The organism is Aerococcus sp. HMSC10H05, from assembly GCF_001806975.1.
Classification (GTDB): Bacteria; Bacillota; Bacilli; order Lactobacillales; family Aerococcaceae; genus Aerococcus; species Aerococcus viridans_B.
In genome coordinates, this window is the sequence record NZ_KV786962.1 from 1 (window position 1) to 23,033 (window position 23,033).

Here is a 23,033-nt window from a genome sequence, read left to right on the forward strand (position 1 = left end):
TGGAGACCGGACTGCCAAAGCGAACCCGACTACACAGGGTGCGAGCTTTGGCACTCAAGCAGGTAACTTCTAACGCATTTGAGCGAGTATATGCTAAAGCATCAACTCGCTCATAAACTGGAAGAATAGTGCCGTATCACACAAGGAGATTATGACAAACAAATGCTATTTAAATGAATCCCCTACTATCCAATCAGCCTAAGGGCTGCTTGGATACAGAAGGTAAACATTCGGCACAATGAATAATGGAAATGAATGAAAATAAAAAGGAAGCTGGGACAAAAATATCTCAGCCGCTCTTTACCATATAAGAACGTTTATAATTGGGTTCCAAAAGTCAGCATTGTCCGCTTTAACAAGGAGCCACAAAAAAGCCAGGCTCTTTGGCACCTGACTTTTCAAACAGTATTAATCTTGACGTTTTGTTTTGCCTTCCCATTCGCTCAGGCCGCCTTTTAAAATATAGATTTTATCATAACCTGCACCTTTTAATTTTTTCGCCGCACGACCAGTTAAATTATGTACATCTGCATATAAATAAATTGGACGTGATTTACTAAAGCCCGGTACCCCTTGTTGTAAAGTAGAATAAGGTACATTACGTGCACCAAAAACATGTGCAGAATTAAATTCGTTTGCTTCTCGAATATCAATAATTTGTGCTGATTTCATGGTTTGTTGGAAATCTTCTTGAGAAATCATTGTAGCATTATTGCGACGCAGTAAGAAGCTATATAACCAGAAACCTCCCCAAACCAATAATATGACAATTAAAATAATCCAAAAAACAGTACCAAAGTTGATCATAAGTGTCGTTTTTCCCTTCTAACTACATGAATTAAACATTTTTCATTACAAGTGATGCTGCACCGTAAACACCAGCATCATTACCTAATGTGGCTAGACGAATACTAGTCGTGCGTCCAACACCAGGGTATACAGACTTGTGGAAGTGGTCTGTTACCTTATCTAATAGGTATTGTCCTGCGTTCGCAACCCCACCACCAATTAAGATATATTGTGGATTTGTTACAGCAGCAACTTGCCCTAATGCACGTCCTAAATGTCTCATAGTTTCATCAACCACAGCTTCTGCAAAACGGTCCCCAGCCTGAGCAGCTTTAAACAAGTCTTCAGACGTAACAGGTTCACCATTAAAGATTCTACCTTGAATGGCTGAGCCTGTATCATCCATTGTATAAGCTAACTCACCAGCAGTCCATACGATACCTGAAGCTGATGCTACAGTCTCTAGACAGCCATGTTGACCACAAGTACATTTACGACCATCCTCTTTAGCATACATATGCCCAATTTCTCCAGCGGCACCTTGCCCAACAACTAGCTGGTCGTTGACAATTACACCACCACCAACACCGGTACCTAAAGTGACTAAAACAACGTTATCTGCGTGGTCACCAGCACCCTTCCATTGCTCACCTAAGGCAGCAACATTGGCATCATTTTCAATCAAAATTGGCCAATCTGCATTGAAATGGTTGCGAATCTGCTCTGCAACTGGTTGTTCTTCAACCCAAGCCAAGTTATAGGCACCAGAAACCGTACCTTTTTCTCGATCTACAAAACCTGGAGACCCCATACCAATTCCTAAAATATCTTCGTTAGTCCAACTGTTCTCTGCCATTTTATCTTCAATTGCACGAATCAAATCTGGAATAATGTGTTGGCCATCTTCTTTAATATCTGTGGGCACTGACCATTTATCAATAATTTCGCCTTCTATTGAAACAACTGATAATTTAATGGACGTACCACCAAGGTCGATACCGAATATTTTCTTACTCATTATTATAGCTCCCTCTTATCTCTTAGTTATATAACTCTATTTTATCAGACTTTAACTCAAATGATTAGGCTTTTACATAAAAAAATGATACCGGTTGCATTATTTTTATATATAGCCAACAATAATTTCGTCAACTGGAATATCAAAATCATCAATTTCAAAGGTCACACGGTCAGATACCATACCTGGAAACGCTAAGCTGATCTTGTTTCCTGGATAATCCGCTAAGAAAATATCATAAAACCCACCACCATGGCCTACACGATAACCATCTGGTCTAAAAAATAAACCTGGCACTATCATTAAATCAATTGTCGCTTTATCGATAAATTCAGCATCTGCTGTGGGTTCATAGATACCAAATTTAGTCTTTTCCAAAACATCCATCCCCTGATATTTAGCAAATGCCATTTGGCGTTTAGGATAAGTTTTAGGTACATATATGTCTTTTCCAATAGTTAAGGCGTAATCAATAATAGGTTTGGTATCAATCTCACCAGTATGGGCAATGGTTGTCGCAATAGTTCTTGCTTGAATAAAGGTTTCATTAGTAAATAATTGGGCATATATATCCGCTTGTAAGCCAATTCGTTCAGCATCCGTTAACTCGCGCCAATATTTAAATATCCGGTCACGAATGATTGACTTATCTAATAGTTCTTTTGTATCTTCTATCCACATAGCTCTCCTACCCACCAAATAAAGTATTGAACGTGCCATGATTAACTAAAATAAAAATAGCAATAACAATATAACTCACAGCTGAACCAATTCGTTGCATCCAACGTTTATCTTGCCCGTCCCCTTGAACTAAAGCCATCGTCATTAAGAAACCACCAACTAAACCACCGATATGCCCCCATATATCAATACCAGATCCTAGAAAACCAAATACCAAGTTCATGACAACTAGCATTAAATACTGAGAGCCAATATTTTGAATATAATAGTTTCTTGGAAAGAGGTTTCTGAGCGCTAGAAAAACAGCAAATAAACCGAACAAGGCAGTCGATGCACCCGCTGAAATATTTTGTGAAAATTGGTAAGAAAATAAATTTCCCATCAACCCAGCACTTAAATAGATCACTAGATAGCGCCAATGTCCAAGGATATTCTCCGTCATACTGCCTAAATAATACAAGGTAACTGAATTGATTAATAAATGGACGACACCGATATGTAAGAAGATAGGTGTAATCAAGCGCCAATATTGACCTGCTGCGATTAATGGATTAAACTTCGCACCGAACAATAGTAAAGTGGTAGAACTTTCAGATCCACCCATAAATGTCATCAGCATAAATAAAATGATTTGAATTCCTAATAAAGTATATGTAACATACGGTTTTCTAGTAGACATAAATAACCTCTCTTTAATCAACTTGCGTATTTTTATATATTATACCCTAATTTTCTATATAATCACAAAATGCCCATCAGATAAAAGAAAAGCTTATACATGATTTATATTATTTGCTACAAAAAAGGACCTGTATGAACACCTAGGCGTTCATACAGGTCCCCCAATAGTAAATACGTATTTATTATTTTGTGTTGTTACCGAGTCAGTTAGCTAAAATGCATCAGCTTATTTTACCTCTTTGAAGACACAAACTTTACGTAATTTTGGACTATATTTTTTTAATTCTAAACGGTCTGGATTGTTGCGACGGTTTTTTTCTGTTAAGTAAACACGTTCACCTTTTAATTCAGTGTTTTCTAAAATAATGTTCACACGCATGTGATACCCCTCCAATACAATAAAATTATTAACTGATATACAGTAACCATACTCGAGTATTATACCATAACCTAAACTTATATGCCAATTTTTTTAGCCGTCATAAAATGATGCCAAGTATTCATAGGTCTAAGTACAAGTCGCTATTGCTAGCAACTTATACCAAGCACACTTTCTACTCTTCTAAAGCTTCGGCTTCTTCTGCTGATGCTTCCGCATTCTCAGCTAACTGGTCAGCGATTTTATTTTGATATTCTCCAATATTATAATATAAACCTAACACATTTGGTGCCGCTGCTTGCGCAGATACAGACACATTTGGTGTCGTTCCCGGGATCACAATAGACACTGCAATTTCCGGATCGTCATACGGTGCCCAACCTGCCCAAGTAGAGTTTTCTAGTGTATCAGAAACAGTGGCTGTACCAGACTTACCTGCTACCTCAATTGGGAAATTCGCAAAAATAGCATTTCCTATGCCAGTCGAAGTATGGACGACAGACCAAATACCTTCTTGCACTTCTTTAAGCATATCGTCTGAAATAGATAATTCATTTAATACTTTTGGTTCATATTCATAAACTGTTGCCCCATCAGCCGCAGTTTTTTCATCTTCCGTTGGTGCAATAATTTTATCTACCACATGTAAGGCATAGCGAGTACCGCCATTAGCGATAGTTGAGATATACTGATTCAATTGAATTGGTGCATAAGTATCAAACTGACCAAAAGCTAAGTCAAGTGAGTTACCTGGGTCACCAGTATCTTCTCCGATTAAACCAGTTGCCTCATTTTCCAAGTCAATACCTGTCGATACGCCTAAACCAAATTCAGCATAGTAGCTACGTAATGTATTGTAGACAGCATCAGTATCTAGTCCAGATAGGTCCATATATGGTTCGTAATAGTTTACACCACCCATGGCCATTGCCAATTTAATCATGTAAACGTTAGATGATTGCGCTAAGGCTTGTTTATCAGTTAATACCCTTGGTGCGGAATCATTTCCAGATGTAAACCACCATGAAGCTTTAACAGGTGTACCAGAGAAATACATCGGCTCATCAGTGATTTCATTGTCAGAACCAACTTCCAAGAGTCCTTCACCATAACCTGCCGCTATAGTTGCCGGTTTTACAACAGAACCAGATGGAAATACGTTCGAAATCGTTCCTAAAGCATCATCAACAATTTCACCATTATCGTCTTTCTTCTTACCAACTAAGGCTATAATAGCACCGGTATTGGGATCTGAAACAACAATATAGATAGAATTGTTGGCTTCTGTCGTGGCCGATTTTAAATATTGTGTTGCATAAGCTTCTAACTCAGCTTGATACTCAGAATCAATGGTCAACTGAACCGTATTCCCCATTTCGCCCGCATAAGTCTGTTCAGAATTTATAATTTCACCTTCTTGACTGACTTCAGTTTCATAGGTTGTTTTCGAACCGCGTAGGGCCTCTTCATATTCTTCTTCAATATATGATTCTCCAACCCTGTCATTTAAGGCATAGCCCTTAGCAAGGTAGTAGTCCCTTTGATCACTAGGAATTCCTTCTTCAGTTGAAGACACACTTCCAAGTAATGAGCGTAGCAATGAGTCTTGCGGATATGTACGTTTCCAGTCGGTAGTTACATTAACACCAGGTAGTTCTGTTGAATGTTCTGCTACAATGGCTGTTTCTTCAGTAGTTACCCCATCATTTTTAATCATGACAGTTGAAAGTGACGATGCTGCATTCATTTTAGCGAAAATAGCTGCCGCTTCTTTATCTTCATCACTCATATTATTCAAGTCATCATCAGAAACCTTACTCACTTGGATGTCATAGATTTCGTCATCTGCAGCAGATTCTTCCTCATCAGTTAAGCGTTCATTAATGACCTCTGTGTTGGCCGCTACAAAATAATCTTTTAAGTCGCGTTCTGAAACATCTTCAAAATCAACAGTGATATATTTCGCTAGGTTTTGTGCCGTCTTAGCAATGTCTTCTCCTGACGTATCTTGCCCCCGTGTATAAGAAATCGCTGGCAGTGCTTCATTAGACACCATCAACTCCCCTTTAGCATCAATAATGAGACCTCGAGGTACCGATTCCTTCACTATCCTCGTTTCTGTTGCGTTCACCAAATCAGAAAACATATCTCCTTTAACGAGTTGTAAGTAAGATAATCGTAAAATAAGTATACTGAAAAGAACAAAAATACCTATCATCATTACATTCAAACGGTTTAAAAAGGTACCCCATATGGGTGCACGTCTTTTTAGTTGATCTTGATCATCAGATCCCTCATGAGCTTGCTTTGATTGTTTATTTTGATCACCTTGATCCAACTTGTCACCTACTTTCAAATAAAACTCTTATATGCTATCAAAAACAAAATATACTTTGATGAGCATAATCATTCTTAATTATACACAAAAAATAGTCATAAGACTCGTGTAAATTATTAAGAATCCCTATATCCGCCCAAAAGTCAAAGAAGTTTCTATTTTTGTAAAATAATCTTTAAATAAGGTATGCAACTCGCCAAATATGATATGCTAAAAGCAATTCGCAAAAAGGAGTTCGTGTCATGGCACAATATATTCAATCAATTAAACACACCAGTCAGAAACACCCACTCAAAGCAGCAATGATCGGCTTGTTTCTAACAGTCTTTATCCTGATGGGACTCTTCTTTATTTTTGGTCTAAAAATTTTCCCATTCGGTAACGGTACAATCATGACCGTCGATCTAGGCCAGCAATATATCGATTTCTACCAGTATTACCGAAGTATTTTCCAAGGTAACTGGGATCAAATCTTTTATTCATTCCAAAAAGCCACTGGTGGCGAAATGGTTGGGACATGGTCTTATTATCTCATGTCTCCTTACCTTATTCTTCTGCTATTATTCCCGCAATCTTGGTTAACCTTTGCCGTCGCTTTAATTGTTTTACTGAAACTAGCAACTGCAGCATCTGCCTTTCAATTTATGCTGGGTCGATTTTATAATGAAGTAACTTGGCAATCACTAACATTTTCCTTTGCTTATGCTTTTATCGGCTACTTATCTGTCAACCAATTAAATGTCATGTGGCTAGATGGCGTCATCTTCCTCCCCTTCCTAATATGGGGATTGGAAAAGATCATGCGCGGTCAATCTGGCTGGACTTATGTAGCCTGGTTAGCACTTACGCTAATTTCAAATTACTATATTGGCTACATGATCTGTTTGTTCTTAGTGCTCTTTTTCTTCTACCGAGCAGTCGCAAACGGGCGACAAGAATTGCACGACCCAGATCAGATGACAATTTTAAATCAGCCCTTATCGCCTAGTGGTTATTATCAGACGAACTATTTTACCAATCTAAAGACATACTTAATGAAAACTTTCGGTAAGTTTGCCGGTTGGTCAATAGCTGGTGGGGGGTTAGCTGCTTTTATTCTAATGCCAACCATCTTTGCCTTATCCACAAGTAAAGGGCAACAGTCTTCACCTGAACTTGAACTCACAACTGATTATCCTTTATATGATATCGTATCAAAATTCATCCTTGGGCCTTTCAATTTTGAGCAAATGCCGGAAGGTTTACCAAATATTTTTATTGGTAGCTTAGCCTTAATCATGGCTATTCTGTATTTCTTTAATAAAAAAGTCCCCTGGCAAGAACGTCTAGCAGCTGGTAGTTTGGTAGCAGTATTATTGTTATCGATGAACATTTCAGGTCTCAACTTGATTTGGCATGGCCTACAATACCCCATTTGGTATCCTTATCGGTTTTCATTCGTCTTTTCATTCTTTTTATTATTTATAGGCTATCAGCTTTATCGACAAAAACCAATTTTATCTTTGAAAAGCGCCATTTGGATGTTGATACCATGTGCACTTGCTTGTGGCTACCTACTATATAACATTGAAGAATTTGATTATCTTTCTGTGACAACTGTTATTGTGTCATTTGTTTTATTTGTTGGTGTTACTGCCTTATTAATGATGGCTACCGACTTCGACCGCTTAATTTACATCTTATTACTCATGATTACTATAAGCGAGGTTTTCGCCAATTCTGTCATTACAGTTTCTTCTATTTCTTACCTAAAGCAAGATGATTTTGCTGATTATATTGCTGAAATCAAACCAGAAATTGCAGAATACGCACCTGGTGAAAATGAATTTTACCGGATGACTAAAACCTTCCAACGAACCAAAAACGATGCTATGCAGCTGGGTTACTATGATTTAAATCACTTTAACTCGACGATGGAACGAAATACGACGCAATTATTCAAACAATTAGGGCAACCAATGAGTGATGGTTTCACCAACTATACAACAGGTAGTCTACTCACCGATGCTTTATTTGGTGTTCAATATTATTTTGATGTTACGCCATTTGAAGACAGTCAGGGCAGTCTAAAAGACCGCGTAATGTCGACTCGGGCAGATTTGAGTACATACCCTGTAACTGAGGTAACTGACCAATTAATCATTCATAAAAACCCACATGCTTTATCACTTGCTTATATGGTCAACCAAGATATTCAATCTGTCGCTATAGAGGATGTCAATCCAGTTTACCTACAAGATGAACTATTAAATGTCTTAACTGGAAATGGTACAACTAACGGTGTTAACTTATCACAATTTGAAATTGCTAATTTTGCCAGTGTCGACCTATTCCATATAGACTCACAAGACACTTCTGTCGTCAATACGACCTATAAGAGAGATGATACTGGAGAAGATGCATTTATCGATATCCATATAAATTTCAAAACGGATCAAGCCTACTATATCACTGTCCCTTCATTCCTAAATGATGAAGAAGTCAAATATTATTTAAATGGCGAGCCTTTGGACTATGATGCATCCTATCAATCTATTCAGTTGTTTAATATCGCTAATAATGAGCAAGGTGCCGAAAAAGTCTTTACCATCCAATTGCTTGATAAGGAGACTACCCTAGCAGATGTAAACCTCTATACGTTAGACCAAGAAAAAGTGCAGACGATGGCTGACGATCTAAAAGAAAATCAATTAGTATTGACTGACTTTTCAAATGCCGCTTTCTCAGGTACTGTAACCGTAGATGACCCAAGTGAGTATTTATTGGTTACAATTCCCTATGCAAAAGGGTGGCATGCTAAAGTAAACGGTCAATCCGTTGAGACTACCCCATTGTTAAATGGCAGCTTTATGGGTATTCAATTCCCGGAAGCTGGAGAATATGAAGTATCCTTCTATTACATTCCACAAGGTTTGACATTAGGTCTTATGATCACTATTACAACTGGCCTAGTATTAGTAGGAATTTACGCCTTCGAGAAAAAGAAAAATAAAAATAGTTAGTATCAAAAGCGCCTGCTAGCAAATGTTAGCAGGCGCTTTTTTCACTATTCCAGATCTTGCAATCTAAAAAAAGGCTAGCCTAAGCTAACCTTTTCATTACCAATTGATTGGTTATTAGATTATTTTGCAGCGTCGAAACGTTTTGCAACTACATCCCAGTTTACAATATTCCAGAATGCTGCAATATAGTCTGGACGAACATTTTTATATTTCAAGTAGTAAGCATGTTCCCAAACATCAATACCTAATAATGGTGTTTGACCATCCATTAATGGAGAATCTTGGTTTGGTGTAGAAGTGATGGCTACTTCGCCGTTATCTATAACTAACCAAGCCCAACCAGATCCAAAACGACCTGTTGCTGCAGTCTTAAATGCTTCTTGGAAGTCTTTAAATGAACCAAATTTCGCATCAATTGCTTCTTTCAAAGCACCTGTAGGTTCACCCCCAGCATTTGCTGAAAATTGTTCCCAGAATAAAGTATGGTTAGCGTGTCCACCAACATTGTTACGAACAGCTGTTTTCTTGTCTTCTGGAACAGCATCAAAGTTAGATAAGATTTCTTCTGCAGATTTGTCAGCTAAATCTGTACCTTCTAATGCTGCGTTTGCGTTTGTGACATAAGTGTTATGGTGTTTGTCATGATGTAAGTGCATTGTTTCCTCATCGAAATATGGTTCTAATGCATCGTAAGCGTATGGTAATTCTGGTAATTCAAAAGCCATTTAAAATTCCTCCTATAAAACTTATCTTTATTTTCGTGATATTTTTACTATATCAAGTCGCACTATAAAATTCAAAGGAATTGACTTCAAACGCTCACTTATTTTTAAGAAAAGTTTTGTTATTTCCAATCATATACTCATTATTTTTGCGCAAACTTTGTTATAATGAATGTTAACGCGAGAATGTTCACGCATTCTCCTAATCCACCAGCAAAGTGGGAGAATATGCGAATAGAAAAGAGCGAATATATGAAAGAAAGCAATATCCTTGTCATCTTATATGATGCCTTGTTAAATTATCCAAAAATTATCCGTGTCATTTCTTATAGTTTCAAGAAGATGTTGGTGTATGCCTTATTTATTGCGGGTATATCGGCCATCCCAAACTTTATGGATACTTTGAAAATATTTGATTTACTTGAAACAAATACCACATCTATTGTGAACCAAATGCCAGCATATCAAGTTAAAGATGGAAAAATTGTAGCAAGCGAAAACCAAAGTGCTTTTATTTTTGAAACAGACCTTATCACATATGCCTTTGATCCTAAAGATGAAATTGCAAACCAAGACTTAGCATCAAATCAAAATAATTTGGTTATAGTAGAGAATAATGCAGACAATTTAACGATATCCTTCATGGGGCAGCCGATTACGCTTACCTATGCACAATTGGGAGATAGCGCAAATAGTGACGGCGTGAAAGGGATTATTCAATCCATGACTACCCTCACTTGGGTTCACTACCCTATTATATTTATCATTGTTACTTTGACTAGTTTCTTAAATTTAGGCCTAGCAAGTTTAATGATTGCGTTAGTGATTGGGATGTTACGTGATTCAACTCGTTTAAGATTAACTTTTAAAATGCGGTTATTTTTAGCACTTGCTTCACTCACGATGCCGTTAATGGTCATCACTATTTTTAACTTGTTTGGCTTTTATGTGGTTTATCAATTAGAAATAATGTATGTTTTTGCAGTCATTCGCTTGTGGCGATTATTAAAAAAAGTTCAAGTGATCAAAATGCAAAAATAACAATGTGAAAAGAAAATGAGGCTGGGACAAAAATGTCCCAGCCTCTCTTTGCTATATAAGAACGTTTATCATTGGATTCCAAAAGTCAGCATTGTCCGATACTTCCCAAATGTCTCCAATAATATTTCATTATTGTTCGCCTTTTGGTTCAGTACGTCAATGCTAAACGACTTTTGTCTCACCTTCATTTTTATGCTTTAAATTCGTGTAAATCTAAAAATCCACTTGGTTGTCTTCTTTATTTTTGCGACGTTGGTCACGACGTTTTTTGCGTTGGTCGGCCATGCGTTTTTCTTTATGATGTTTAGAAATTTGACGACTCAATTTTTTCTTATAACCTGGTTTTACTTTACGACGCTTATTACGTTCAATCATACCCACTACAGTATGATCAACTTCAGGTGCTTTTTGACGTGCAGCCCGGGCATCATGGTCCTTGCCATCAACCAATTGATGGTCTTTCATATCTTTATTTTCAAAGACAATGCCTTTATTTTCTAACCATTCGATATCTTTTAATTCATCTGGTACATAAAAAGTAATTGCAGTACCTGGTTTGCCTTGACGACCAGTACGCCCAACACGGTGAATAAAGAATTCTAATTCATTAGGCACTTCATAATTGATGACATGAGATACACCATCAATATCAATTCCACGAGCAGCTAAATCAGTTGCAACGACATATTGGAAGTCTAAATTTTGCACTTGTTTCATTATGCGACGACGTTCACGTGATGGTAAATCACCATGAATTTGGCCAACATTTAAACCTTGTGCCTTCAAATACTTATACAATTCTTGTACTGTTTCTTTTGTATTCGCAAAGATTAATGCTAAATACGGTTGACCAATTGTTAACGCATCAAATAGCAAAGCTTTACGGTCACGACCTTTAACAGGTACCAAGTAGTTGTCAATCGTATCCGAAATTTTATGGCGTGCTTCAATCGTCACCCATTCAGGATTGGTTAAGTATTTTCTCAAGAATGGTTTCAACTTGTCTGGAATAGTTGCTGAGAAGACATACATATTCAATGATTTCGGCATACGACCTGCGATTTGATCGACTTCATTTAAGAAACCTAAATCAAGCGTCATATCCGCTTCATCAACGACAAAATCCGTCACTTGGTGGACAGAAATCAATTGATGATTTACAAGGTCTAACAGACGTCCTGGCGTCGCCACAACGACTTGTGGTACCGTATTTTCTAAGCGATTAGCTTGTTTGATCGTATCAGTCCCACCAAAAGCACGCTCAATACGTAAATCTTCATCCGAAAAGGATAAAATTTGGCGGCCTGCTTGGTATAATTGCTCTGCTAATTCACGACTAGGCGCTGTAATAACCAATTGGGTATGATTTTCAGCAGTAATCTTATTGAGTAAAGGTAATAAGAATGCGTGTGTTTTTCCTGATCCTGTTTGACTTTGGGCAATAACATCTCGACCAGATTGGATCACTGGTATAACTGCTTTTTGAATTGGAGATGGATCGTGGAAATTTAAATCTGCAAGCGCGTCTTGGATAAATGGTTTGAAATTAAATTGTGTAAAAGACATGATCTCCCACCTTTCTCTGCTTGCCAACTTAGGCAAGTACGGTTCTTTTTGCTCATCCGTACTATTGTATCATTATACGAGTTAAATCTAAAATAATAGATGTATTAAAAAATACTAAGAATACTCAGTACTAAATCTTGTCTAATTGATGAAAGTTCGTATATAATTGATAATGAACTATGAAAGGATGTAGCATAATGACTAATAAACAAGTTGGTGGGCTTATCGTTATGTTTGGCGCTGCTGGAGATTTAGCACGCCGTAAACTATACCCATCTTTATTCCGCTTATATCAGCGCCAATTACTCTCTGAAAACTTCGCCTTACTAGGAAACTCTAGACGAGAATGGACTGATGATTATTTTCGTGATATCGTCCTAGAATCAATTGCTGACCAAGAAGCAGATGAAGAAACAGTCAATAACTTTATTAAACATTTCTTCTATACTTCTCATGATGCTACAAAAGCTGGCGATTATGAGAATTTAAAAGCTGAAATGTCTAAATTAAGAAATGAATTTAGTACCGGCGAGAAAAATTTATATTACCTATCAACTTCACCAGCCCTATTCCCTGATATTACACAAGGTTTGAAGGATGCTGGAATTGTCACTGACGGTGGTACACACCGCGTTATCTTAGAAAAACCGTTCGGGACAGATCTTTCTTCCGCAAAAGAATTAAACGATGCTTTAGCGATTTCTTTCGATGAAAAAGATATCTATCGAATTGACCACTATTTAGGTAAAGAAATGGTACAAAATATTTTAGCTACCCGTTTCTTTAATCCTGTAATTGAATCTTTATTGAACCAAGAGTTTGTGTCTAATATCCAAATTACGCTAGCAGAAGATATGCCTATTGGTAGCCGTGGTGGTTACTACGACAAGTCTGGTGCTATTCGTGATATGTTACAAAACCATATTCTTCAAGTCGCTACTTTATTAGGGATGGAACTGCCTGCATCACCAAGCCAAGATGATGTTCATACAAGTAAATTAGCCTTTTTGAAAGAAATTAACTCTTTCACAGAGGATCAAACTGCTAAGCAAATGGTGCGCGCCCAATATCTAGCTAGTGAAGATGGTGAATTTATCAACTATCTAGCAGAAAATGAAGTAGCTGAAGATTCTGTAACGGAAACTTATTTGGCTGGTTATTTCCAAGTAAATAACGATCGTTGGGGCCAGGTACCCTTCTACTTTAAAACTGGTAAAGCCTTAGATGATAAACGGACAACTGTTGAGATTGTATTAAAAGATGATGTTGATAAAACAGACATTGACAGAGGTTGCAATCCAAACCAAAGTCGTATCACTTTTAATATCCAACCAGAAACTGGGTTAGCCTTCAATTTAAATCAAAAGCTACCTGGTGAAGAATTACTGCCTACTATGGTGACGATTCACTCAAATGTAGATGAGTTAAACGCCGCTTACGTACCAGATGCCTATGAAAAATTAATTTATGATGCCTTAATCGGTGACCAAACAAACTTCTCAACTTGGGAAGAATTGGCCGAACAATGGCGTATCGTAGATTCAATCATTGAAAACTGGCAAAAAGATGGCAGTACAAGTTTACCTACTTATGTTGGTAAGACTCGTGGTCCTAAAGAAGCCGATGAATTATTACGACAAAACGGACATGTTTGGGTAAAATAAGGTCAATATGAATAAAACCAAGAACTAAGATATTCAATCGCAGTTCTTGGTTTTTTTGTTGAGAAAACTCTTAGCTTTCAGAGTAAGTGTATTCTGGTACAGCAATTTCACCCGCGATAATTGCTGACTTAACTTCCTCAATTTGTGCCCAATCTTCATCGGATAAGTTACCTTGCGTTAGTGACACCCCGTTATTTTCCAAGCCGTAAGCTAAACTTTCGCCAGCAGGAAAACCATTGTCTCTTGTTTCTTCAGCCAAGGCAATAATCGCAGCCCCAGTATCTTTAAGGGTTGAAGCTAGCGTAAAGTTACCACCTGACCATTCCCCTTCTTCACTTTGGTCGCGGTCTACACCAATAAGCCATAATTGCTTATTGGGATCAGCTTCTAATCGGTTACGTGTTTCAGTAAATACCCCATTACCAGAACCACCAGAAGCTGTATAAATCACATCTACATTATTGGTAAACATGGCATTCGCAATTTGCTGCCCTTTAGAAGCATCGCTAAATGATTCTGTATATTGACTTTCAACTGCAATATTTTCATCAATATAAGCAACACCCGCTTTAAAACCTGTTTCAAAACGATCAATTACAGGTATTCTGGTACCGCCAATAAAACCTACCCGGTCGGTTTCAGTATTTAAAGCAGCTGCAACACCTGCTAAAAAGGCAGATTCCTGGTCCTTAAAGGCAATGGAAACAGCGTTATCTAAGTCTACTTCACCGTCAATCAAGGCATAGTTTTGATCAGGATTTTGTGGTGCGACTTCATTTAAAGCTTCGGCTGTTGTATAACCCAAACCTACGATAATATCATATTCATCCGCTACAGCTACATTCAGATTAGGAATCAATTCTGATTGGTCAGGAGACTCATAATACTGGACCTTAGCCCCTGTATCAGCCTGCCATTTCTGTAATCCTTCCCAAGCAGACTGGTTAAATGAACGGTCATCAATGCCCCCTTCATTGGTTACCATACCAATAGATAAGGCCGATTCATCTGATACTTGACTAGATTGGTCACTAGATGTAGCACTTGTTTCTGCATTTGCTTCTGTACCAGCGTTTTGACCTTGGCATGCTACTAGTAGTAATGAAGCACTAGAAATTAAAATAGATTTAAGTAATAAACGCATGAATTGATTTTCCTCCCAATGAAAAACTTTAATATTCGTTTTTTCACTATGATGTTTTCTTTACTTCATTACAATAGCACAGTTTTAGACCTAATTCCACACAATTATAATTAAAATAACTAATAAAGTTCGTCATTAAATACTTGAATCTAGTAAAAGCATATAAAATCCTAGGTTTTATCTTCAAAATCACGAACAAAAAAAGACCACCTCCTGAATACCTTACAGGTGGTAGTCTGAAACTGAATATAATCATTTAGCTATTAGTCATAAAAGTGGTCGCGACGATATTGCATTGCAACTTCACCTAACTGAGCTAATAATGCATCTTTCTCTTCTGAAGAATACACATTAGCACCAGAAGCTTTCTCGTGTCCTCCTCCATCATATTGGCTGGCGATATGATTAATTGCTGGACCTTTAGAACGGATACGACACCGTACTTTACCGTCTGGTTGTTCGATAAAGGTTACCCAGGTAATAACACCTTCAATAGTCCCAGGGATTTGAACAATTTGATAAGTTTCATTAGCTGTTAAGTCTAGTGACTGTAATAAATCTTGGGAAATATAAACTGAATTCACAGTACCTTGCGCCGAAAGCTTCATATTTTGTAGAACATAAGCTTGTAGACGGGCTTGCGAAATCGTTTGTGTATTGGACTCTTGCATTAATTCAGATGCTGGGAAATCATAATCCAACAAAGCACCGGCAATTTGCATAGTGTCACGAGTAGTATTGTCATATAAAAAACGACCAGTATCCCCAACAATACCTAGAAAGAAACATTTAGCAGCTTCATTATTCATTTGTAGTGCATTATCTTCACGCAACACGATAGATGCCCATAGCTCTGAGGTAGATGAAATACTTGGCTCAACAATCATAAAGTCTCCGTATGGGTCCTCATTTGGATGGTGGTCCACTTTAATCAGTGTAGCACCCCTTTTATACCGTTGGTCATCAATTCTTGGTCGATTAGCAGCATCATTCACGATCACAAGGGCATTTTTATATAAATCATCTGAAATATCATCCATGTCCCCAAATTCCGCTAATGAGTCATCATCTTGACCAACTGCATAGACCGCTTTATGAGGGTATGTCTCTTCCAAGACAGCTTTCAACCCCATTTGCGAACCTAATGCATCTGGATCTGGGCGAACGTGACGATGAATAATGATAATATCGTGTGCCTCAATTGCAGCTAATATTTTATCTAACATATTGACCTCTTTCTAAGACCTAAAAATTTTTCTGTCATTAAATTATACCCTTGTTTAGTAAATTCGTCATTAATTTGTCAGAGTTTTTACACTTGCCAAAGCTTTTGTCATCACTTGTTTACCATGATAAACGGTAATATCAATTTCCATTGATCGTCTAGAGACATCTAGGAATTCTAACACAATATCGATAGTAGATTGTAAGGGGACTAATTTTAAATAATAGACACTTACCTTATCCACAACGATTGATTTCCCCTGTAGCTTCTTAACAAACTGCTTTACCGATAGTTGGATAATACTATCCTGTAAGGCATTAGATAAGGCCCCAAAATCGTCTGTTAATGACACATCACTTAAGAATCGGTAACGCGCTTTTGTCATATCCTCGTTTTGCGCAACAAACTTTAATTTATCAGCTAATAGCATCTCAATACGATTTTCGCTTTGTTCTGTTTGCTGGGTATACTGTAATGTTCGCAAGACATCTTGTCTAGATAAGATCCCTTTTAAATAATCCTCTTCATCCACTACAGGTAGAATTTCTAAGCCATCCCAAATCATCATATGTGTAATTGAAGCCACACTCATTGGCTTCTTAGCAGATATAGGTGTTGGTGTCATTGCCTTAGCCAAATGAGTCTCTGGTGAAAAATCTAAGATATCTTTGGCAGTCAAAATCCCGGCTAACTTACCATCTCGCTCGCAGATTGGAAAACGCGTATGACCAGAATTTTCTGACAATTTCCGGTAGGCAGTAATCGTATCATCTATATATAAAAACTGTGTCTGTTCAAGCGGGATATAAATATCTTCAACCAATAAAATATCTTTCTGCATGGACCGCTCAATCATAGCTTTGTTAATCAAAGTTGCAGTTGCATAGGTATCAAAAGAAACACCTAGTAAAGGGACTTCTCGATCATTAGCCAAATCAACAATCGCCTCTGAAGGTTTAAAACCACCAGAAATAAGTACTGCAACATCATTTTCCAAAGCAATTCTTTGAATTTCTTCACGGTTTCCAACGATAATAAGAGAATCGGGTTCAATATAACGCCGCATACCATCTGCTTCCATTGCCCCTATAATGAATTTTCGCACCTGACGATTGAGTCCTGAAGCACCACCAAGTACCTGACAATCTGTAACATTGATCATTTCCTCGATCGTTAAATGATGCATACGCCGGTTTTCATTCTCTTCAATTCGGATAGTACCCACCCGCTCTCTCGTCGCGACTAAATGTAAATTTTCTGCTGATTTAATCGCACGATAAGCAGTTCCCTCTGACACCTTTAGATTGCGTGCGATAGATCTAACCGAAATTTTGGTATCGATGGGGAGATTTTTAATATACTGGATAATTTGTTCATGTTTAGTTGCCATTGCTTATACTCCTCCATTTAACGTCTGATCCAATTATTTTGATATATCATCATTTACCTCTTCAGTTGATATTTGATCTGGGACAGGCGCTATGTTTTTATCATTTGTTTGATTAATGTTATTTGATAATTGTGAATAGGCTTTATAAGTGAGTGGGCCCACTTGTTTCTGGTTATTATCAAATAGATTTAAGCGAATATTTTCAAAAGCCACCTGCGATAAATCACTTACTGTAATACCTAGTAGACGAATACCTTGACTGACATCTCCATATGTCTGCCATAGGTCTAAAGCGTAAAAATAAATTTCCTGGCTATCTGAAATCGCATCAATCAAAGATGTCTGCCTTGTAACTGTATCGAAAGCAGCGTTCCTAAATTTTAAGGTCACAACTTTCCCGTGCATCCCCTTTTTACCCAATGCTTCACTAACAGCATGCGCTAATTTTCGTAAGTAATCTTCTACCTCGCTGTCATGATATAAGAAGGGATAAAATGTCCGTTCTTTACCGATAGATTTACGGATCCGCGTAACTTTTACTGGTCGATTATCCACCCCACGAACCCGCTCATATAAGGCTAATCCGGCCTTACCAAAATACTGTATACACTCATCTTGAGATAACTTTTTTAAATCAGCACCCGTATAAATATCTAGTTTATGCATCTTTTCAGCTGACCGTCTACCCACTCCATAAAAATCTTCGATAGGTAGCTGTTCTAGAAATGGGATCGCCCGTTTAGGCGTAATGACCGTCATCCCAAAAGGTTTACGGTAATCGGAAGCGAGCTTGGCGATAAATTTATTATAAGAAACCCCAATTGAACAAGTAAGTTTCAATTCATTATATATGGTTTCTTGAATTTCCTTCGCCACATCCATGGCATAAGGAATCCCTTTTTTATTGTCTGTAACATCTAAATAAGCTTCATCAATTGATACAGGTTCAATCTTGTCTGTATATCGTTTGAAAATGGCTCGTACTTGTTCAGAAACTTCTTGGTATAAAGCATAATTACCGGATACAAATATCCCTTGTGGGCACAGACGATAAGCTTCAGCTGCAGACATAGCTGAGTGAACCCCATATTTTCGTGCTTCATATGAAGCAGTCGATACAACACCTTTACCAGAATTCTCTTTAGGATGTCGCGCGATAATCACAGGCTTACCTCGGTAAGCAGGATTGTCTCGTTGCTCAACGGAAGCGAAGAAGGCGTCCATATCGACATGCAATATTTTTCTTGAACCATCAATTTTAGGATCATCAAATGATAATATGCCTATCGTACGCAAGATACTTGCCCCCTTTTTAAATTGGGTCATTTACGATGAGTTAATCTTCGTCTACAAAAATATTTACGGTCGCTTTAGGATTTAACACAATACTTTCTCCCTTACGAACAATCGTAAACGACTTATCAAAAGCTTCAATTTCATCAATAGTATATTTTTTGTCTAATTTGACATTTAGTTTATCTAAATAGTTCAATAAGTCCTTATCATCCGTTACACGTCGGATTTTGAACTTATCCCCTACAGCTAAATCAGATAGGGGAGTCATCGCTTCCTTAGCCATCACACCATCTTTATTAGGAATAGCCCCACCATGCGGACAATATACTGGATTCCCTAAAAAGGCATCTAATTGATCTATAAAGAATTCAGTTCCTGTATGTTCTAATTGTTCAGCTTCTTCATGGACTTGGTCCCAGTTATAACCCAATTTTTCATACAAGAACATTTCCCATAAGCGGTGGCGGCGAACTAATGATGCCCCCATTTTGGCGCCCTCTTCAGTTAATTGCACACCTTGGTAAGGAACGTAGGTGACCCAACCTTCTTCTTGTAATTTAGAAATCATTTCGGTTACGGAGGCTGCAGAGATATTCAAAGCTTCACTGATTGCTTTATTGCCCACTCGGTCCATGTTGCCACCAAACTCAAAAATGACTTTCATATAATCTTCTCTACTTTTAGACATGGCTAATCACCTTTCTTTATTGGTTACGCTAATCATTATTATTATACCTTAATTTTAGGTGATTTGGAAAAATCCATAGTCTTTTTTTATAGATATACCTAAAAAAATTGTTTCTATAGATTTTTTTAATCCAGATTTTTTATCTATTTTTTATAGCATTGATAACTGCAATAGTAGCTTATTTTAAAGGCTTTGACTGACCAGCTTTACATCTAAAATATATTCACTTTCCATCATTAAAAAGAAAGTATAACAAAAGACGTTTAGAATTGACGTACCGGACCAAAATCCAAATAATAACGCAATCTTATTGCGCATTTTAGGCAGTATCGGGCAATGCTGACTTTAGAAAGTCGATTACAAACGCTCTTATATAGCAAAGAAAGGCTGGGATGTTTTTTCCCAGCCTCTCTCATTTTGTGGACTTATACTATTTCAACAAGTCATCAATATTCATTTCATCTAAGGGATGAACATCATATACTGTGGCTTGTAGTTTTGCATAATCTAAATAGTCATTTGCATGTAATTGCTTAATTTCTTGCACGCGGGACCTAAATTTCCTTGGTGCCTGCCGTTTCCACGCAAAGTCTTTAAAATATTCTTCAATGTCTTGCCATTCTATCCCATTATACCCTTGTTTTTTAATACTTTGAGATTTTGAAAGAAACCATGGACGAAGACAGAGGAATTCAAAGTTCGAAACTTTCATAATGGCCTCCGTAACGAAAGGTTCAATCATCCTGAATCCAGCAAATGCTGTGACTAGTTTTGATCGTTCTCTTGTTGGTCGCCTACTTCTACATCTTGAGCATCTTCAACGATTACTTCGCTTTCATGTGCTTCTTCTTCAGCAGCATCGCTTACAATATCATTTGCTTCTTTAGTGTTCATTGGATCTGCCTTTTGTGTGCGCGCAATTGCACGACGGTCAAATACTAGGTAGATGCCTTCACAATCTAAAGTAATCGTATTGTTTACTTCATCGATTTCAGCAATAACACCATGTAACCCACCAATTGTTACTGCAGAATCACCAACTGCCATTGCAGCCATCATTTCTTGTGTTTCTTTTTGTCGTTTTTGTTGTGGTCTAATTAACATGAAGTACATTAAAGCCACTAAAACAATGATATATAATACTGTTCCCATTAAAAGGATTACCTCCTATTTGATTATTTATTTATAAATCAACCATTAATTTTTCATCATTAGTATAATCGTACCATAAAGCATCCACTAATTTCATTAGCTTAATCTTGTATCACGAAAGTTTTAACAAAAGCAAACTTGGTCCTTTTTCTAAAAAAGTGCTTGATCTAAAAGGCTGTCTTCTGTACCTTACCATAATACTGTAAGAAAAATTCATCTCTAAAGTCTAATAAACGATCTTCACGTATAGCATCTTTTATTTGCGCCATAAAGTTAATCAAGAAGTGCAAGTTATGAATAGATGTTAAACGTAAACCGAATGTTTCATTTGCTTTCAGTAAGTGGCGTATATATGCACGTGTGTAATTACGGCAAGTATAGCAATCGCAATTTGGATCTAATGGGCTAAAATCACGCGCATATTGTGCATTTTTGATTACCACACGACCTTGACTAGTCATTGTTGTACCATTACGAGCAATACGAGTTGGTAATACACAGTCAAACATGTCGACACCACGAATGACCCCTTCAATTAAGGCATCCGGACTGCCCACCCCCATCAAGTAACGGGGTTTATTTTCAGGCATAACAGGTGTTAGATAATCTAAAACTTGATACATATCTTCCTTAGATTCACCAACTGATAATCCTCCGATTGAGTAACCCGGGAAATCTAGCCCTATCATATCTTTTGCATGTTGTAGGCGTAAATCTTTATAGCCTGCACCTTGTAAAATACCAAATAAAGCTTGGTCATTTGGACGTTGGTGGGCATTTAAACCACGTTCAGCCCAACGTGTCGTACGATGAATAGATTTTTCAACATAAGCATGGTCATGGTTGAAGTCTGGACATTCATCAAATGACATAATAATATCCGCACCTAAGTTGTTTTCGATGTGAATCGCTTTTTCAGGTGATAAGAATAACGTTTTGCCGTCCAAATGTGATTTGAAGGTTACCCCTTCTTCTTCAATCTTACGAAAATCTGCAAGTGAAAAAACTTGGAAACCACCTGAATCTGTTAAAATTGGTTTATCCCAGTTCATGAATTGGTGTAAACCACCAGCTTCTTTAACTAAGTCGTCACCTGGACGTAACCACAAATGATAGGTATTTGATAGAATGATTTGGGCATTCATATCATTTAATTCTTCAGGAGACACAGCCTTCACAGAAGCTTGCGTACCAACAGGCATAAACACTGGCGTTTCAATAGTGCCATGAGGTGTTTCCACTTGACCCAATCGCGCTCCGGTATGCTTTTCTTTCTTATGTAATGTATATTTTAATGCACTACTCGTCATTAGAATTCCTTTCTTTCTACCACATATGCAGTGAAACTGATCATGTGTAAACGACTAGTTTTTTCGTCTAGTCCAACATATTGATAACTAAATAATGGTAACATGCATCCATCGTGCGGGCAAGAGCCACAGACCTTGCCTAGGCATTTTTAGCCTAATTTATTTTAAAGCTGACAAAATATTTTCAATATCATTTTGAATTTGCCCTTCAACTTCTAAGATATCAGTGGCCTTATATTGACACTCAACCGTAACTGGCACTTCTGAATCAAGCACTTCTAAAATACCTACAATATCCACATCCCCTACTGATAATCCAGCTAAGCTGGTATTGGTCGCTTTGGCCACTTGTTTTAAATGTACATAACGTATCAGTGGTAAGACATTTTTTACCGCTGCTAGCGGATCTTCATCAAAAAATAAGAAATTCCCCACATCAAAGCACATGCCTATTTCTTCATTGCCGTATTCTTGTAGAAAGGCTTTAAAGTAATTGCTAGCGCCAGTTTGTTGTGTGTTATCATTTTCCAATGCTAGTGATACACCATAGCGTTCAATGAAGTTATTTACTGCTGTCATATCTGCTGTTACTGATTCCGGATTAAAGGCACCTAAGTTTACTTTTAATTGTACAGCACCTACAGCAGTAGCCCATTCAAAATAGTTTTCTAATTCAGGGTTTAATATGCCATCTGTAAATAAAGGCGCTGGTACTGAAAGAAAAACAGTTAATCCGGCTTCTTTGGTCGCTAGTTTTAAATCAGCCAATTCTTGGTCTGTCCCATCAAAGTATTCACTTCTCAATTCAATATAGTCAAACCCTAGACCTTCTACAGAATCAATGATATCTAATTGACCAAAAGCATCTTGGTCCATCAAATCACCATAGGCAATTGTATTTAAAACCCAATTCATTATGTATACATCCTCTCTGATTTTAACCTTTG

General features: G+C 37.4%; 20 protein-coding genes. 3 read left to right on the top strand and 17 right to left on the bottom strand.

What is annotated here, in order from left to right; genetic code table 11:
- Nucleotides 1-408 precede the first annotated feature (408 nt).
- The 6 genes from HMPREF3116_RS02370 to HMPREF3116_RS02395 all read right to left on the bottom strand — a co-directional run bounded on the left by HMPREF3116_RS02370 (nucleotide 409) and on the right by HMPREF3116_RS02395 (nucleotide 5,886).
- A complete protein-coding gene (locus HMPREF3116_RS02370; RefSeq protein ID WP_070467496.1) occupies nucleotides 409-807 on the bottom strand; it encodes a rhodanese-like domain-containing protein in 399 nt (132 codons plus the stop codon).
- A gap of 31 nt (nucleotides 808-838) precedes the next feature.
- Complete coding sequence (locus tag HMPREF3116_RS02375) at nucleotides 839-1,807, bottom strand: ROK family glucokinase (protein ID WP_070467498.1); 969 nt, start codon at nucleotides 1,805-1,807, stop codon at nucleotides 839-841.
- A gap of 105 nt (nucleotides 1,808-1,912) precedes the next feature.
- Nucleotides 1,913-2,488: a 5-formyltetrahydrofolate cyclo-ligase gene (locus tag HMPREF3116_RS02380; RefSeq protein WP_246819023.1), complete on the bottom strand. Its 576-nt coding sequence runs from the start codon at nucleotides 2,486-2,488 to the stop codon at nucleotides 1,913-1,915.
- A 7-nt stretch (nucleotides 2,489-2,495) separates the two neighbouring features.
- On the bottom strand, nucleotides 2,496-3,167 hold the full coding sequence (locus HMPREF3116_RS02385) for a rhomboid family intramembrane serine protease (RefSeq protein WP_070467499.1): 672 nt from the start codon (nucleotides 3,165-3,167) through the stop codon (nucleotides 2,496-2,498).
- A 228-nt stretch (nucleotides 3,168-3,395) separates the two neighbouring features.
- On the bottom strand, nucleotides 3,396-3,548 hold the full coding sequence (gene rpmG / locus HMPREF3116_RS02390) for a 50S ribosomal protein L33 (protein WP_003141750.1): 153 nt from the start codon (nucleotides 3,546-3,548) through the stop codon (nucleotides 3,396-3,398).
- A gap of 175 nt (nucleotides 3,549-3,723) precedes the next feature.
- Nucleotides 3,724-5,886, bottom strand: a complete 2,163-nt coding sequence (locus HMPREF3116_RS02395; RefSeq protein ID WP_246819024.1) for a peptidoglycan D,D-transpeptidase FtsI family protein — start codon at nucleotides 5,884-5,886, stop codon at nucleotides 3,724-3,726.
- Nucleotides 5,887-6,128: 242 nt separating this feature from the next.
- On the opposite strand from HMPREF3116_RS02395, the gene HMPREF3116_RS02400 reads away from it, so the two are divergent.
- Complete coding sequence (locus HMPREF3116_RS02400; protein WP_070467503.1) at nucleotides 6,129-8,888, top strand: YfhO family protein; 2,760 nt, start codon at nucleotides 6,129-6,131, stop codon at nucleotides 8,886-8,888.
- 119 nt (nucleotides 8,889-9,007) lie between these two features.
- On the opposite strand, the gene HMPREF3116_RS02405 is transcribed toward HMPREF3116_RS02400, so the two are convergent.
- Nucleotides 9,008-9,613, bottom strand: a complete 606-nt coding sequence (locus tag HMPREF3116_RS02405; protein WP_070467505.1) for a superoxide dismutase — start codon at nucleotides 9,611-9,613, stop codon at nucleotides 9,008-9,010.
- Nucleotides 9,614-9,862: 249 nt separating this feature from the next.
- On the opposite strand from HMPREF3116_RS02405, the gene HMPREF3116_RS02410 reads away from it, so the two are divergent.
- Nucleotides 9,863-10,651 (top strand): DUF1189 family protein, encoded by a 789-nt coding sequence (locus HMPREF3116_RS02410; protein ID WP_070467508.1) that lies wholly within the window; start codon nucleotides 9,863-9,865, stop codon nucleotides 10,649-10,651.
- 213 nt (nucleotides 10,652-10,864) lie between these two features.
- Here the strand turns inward: HMPREF3116_RS02410 and HMPREF3116_RS02415 are convergent, their stop codons facing one another.
- A complete protein-coding gene (locus HMPREF3116_RS02415) occupies nucleotides 10,865-12,217 on the bottom strand; it encodes a DEAD/DEAH box helicase (protein WP_070467509.1) in 1,353 nt (450 codons plus the stop codon).
- Between the two features lie 197 nt (nucleotides 12,218-12,414).
- Here HMPREF3116_RS02415 and zwf point away from each other — a divergent pair, with 197 nt between their 5' ends.
- Entirely contained in the window at nucleotides 12,415-13,881 is a 1,467-nt protein-coding gene (gene zwf, locus HMPREF3116_RS02420; protein ID WP_070467511.1) for a glucose-6-phosphate dehydrogenase, read from the top strand.
- A 70-nt stretch (nucleotides 13,882-13,951) separates the two neighbouring features.
- On the opposite strand, the gene HMPREF3116_RS02425 is transcribed toward zwf, so the two are convergent.
- The 9 genes from HMPREF3116_RS02425 to HMPREF3116_RS02465 all read right to left on the bottom strand — a co-directional run bounded on the left by HMPREF3116_RS02425 (nucleotide 13,952) and on the right by HMPREF3116_RS02465 (nucleotide 23,001).
- Complete coding sequence (locus tag HMPREF3116_RS02425) at nucleotides 13,952-15,025, bottom strand: BMP family lipoprotein (RefSeq protein WP_070467513.1); 1,074 nt, start codon at nucleotides 15,023-15,025, stop codon at nucleotides 13,952-13,954.
- A gap of 263 nt (nucleotides 15,026-15,288) precedes the next feature.
- Nucleotides 15,289-16,251 carry a DHH family phosphoesterase gene (locus HMPREF3116_RS02430; RefSeq protein ID WP_070467514.1) on the bottom strand — a complete coding sequence of 321 codons (963 nt, stop codon included), beginning with the start codon at nucleotides 16,249-16,251 and terminating at the stop codon, nucleotides 15,289-15,291.
- Between the two features lie 69 nt (nucleotides 16,252-16,320).
- Nucleotides 16,321-17,640 carry a DRTGG domain-containing protein gene (locus HMPREF3116_RS02435; protein WP_070467517.1) on the bottom strand — a complete coding sequence of 440 codons (1,320 nt, stop codon included), beginning with the start codon at nucleotides 17,638-17,640 and terminating at the stop codon, nucleotides 16,321-16,323.
- 33 nt (nucleotides 17,641-17,673) lie between these two features.
- Nucleotides 17,674-18,936, bottom strand: a complete 1,263-nt coding sequence (gene dinB, locus HMPREF3116_RS02440; protein WP_070467520.1) for a DNA polymerase IV — start codon at nucleotides 18,934-18,936, stop codon at nucleotides 17,674-17,676.
- A gap of 40 nt (nucleotides 18,937-18,976) precedes the next feature.
- Nucleotides 18,977-19,624 carry a metal-dependent transcriptional regulator gene (locus tag HMPREF3116_RS02445; protein WP_070467522.1) on the bottom strand — a complete coding sequence of 216 codons (648 nt, stop codon included), beginning with the start codon at nucleotides 19,622-19,624 and terminating at the stop codon, nucleotides 18,977-18,979.
- Between the two features lie 430 nt (nucleotides 19,625-20,054).
- On the bottom strand, nucleotides 20,055-20,336 hold the full coding sequence (locus HMPREF3116_RS02450; protein WP_246819025.1) for a post-transcriptional regulator: 282 nt from the start codon (nucleotides 20,334-20,336) through the stop codon (nucleotides 20,055-20,057).
- 53 nt (nucleotides 20,337-20,389) lie between these two features.
- Nucleotides 20,390-20,776 carry a preprotein translocase subunit YajC gene (yajC, locus tag HMPREF3116_RS02455; protein WP_070467528.1) on the bottom strand — a complete coding sequence of 129 codons (387 nt, stop codon included), beginning with the start codon at nucleotides 20,774-20,776 and terminating at the stop codon, nucleotides 20,390-20,392.
- A gap of 167 nt (nucleotides 20,777-20,943) precedes the next feature.
- Entirely contained in the window at nucleotides 20,944-22,086 is a 1,143-nt protein-coding gene (gene tgt / locus HMPREF3116_RS02460) for a tRNA guanosine(34) transglycosylase Tgt (protein WP_070467531.1), read from the bottom strand.
- A gap of 159 nt (nucleotides 22,087-22,245) precedes the next feature.
- Entirely contained in the window at nucleotides 22,246-23,001 is a 756-nt protein-coding gene (locus HMPREF3116_RS02465; protein WP_070467533.1) for a sugar phosphate isomerase/epimerase family protein, read from the bottom strand.
- Nucleotides 23,002-23,033: the final 32 nt, after the last annotated feature.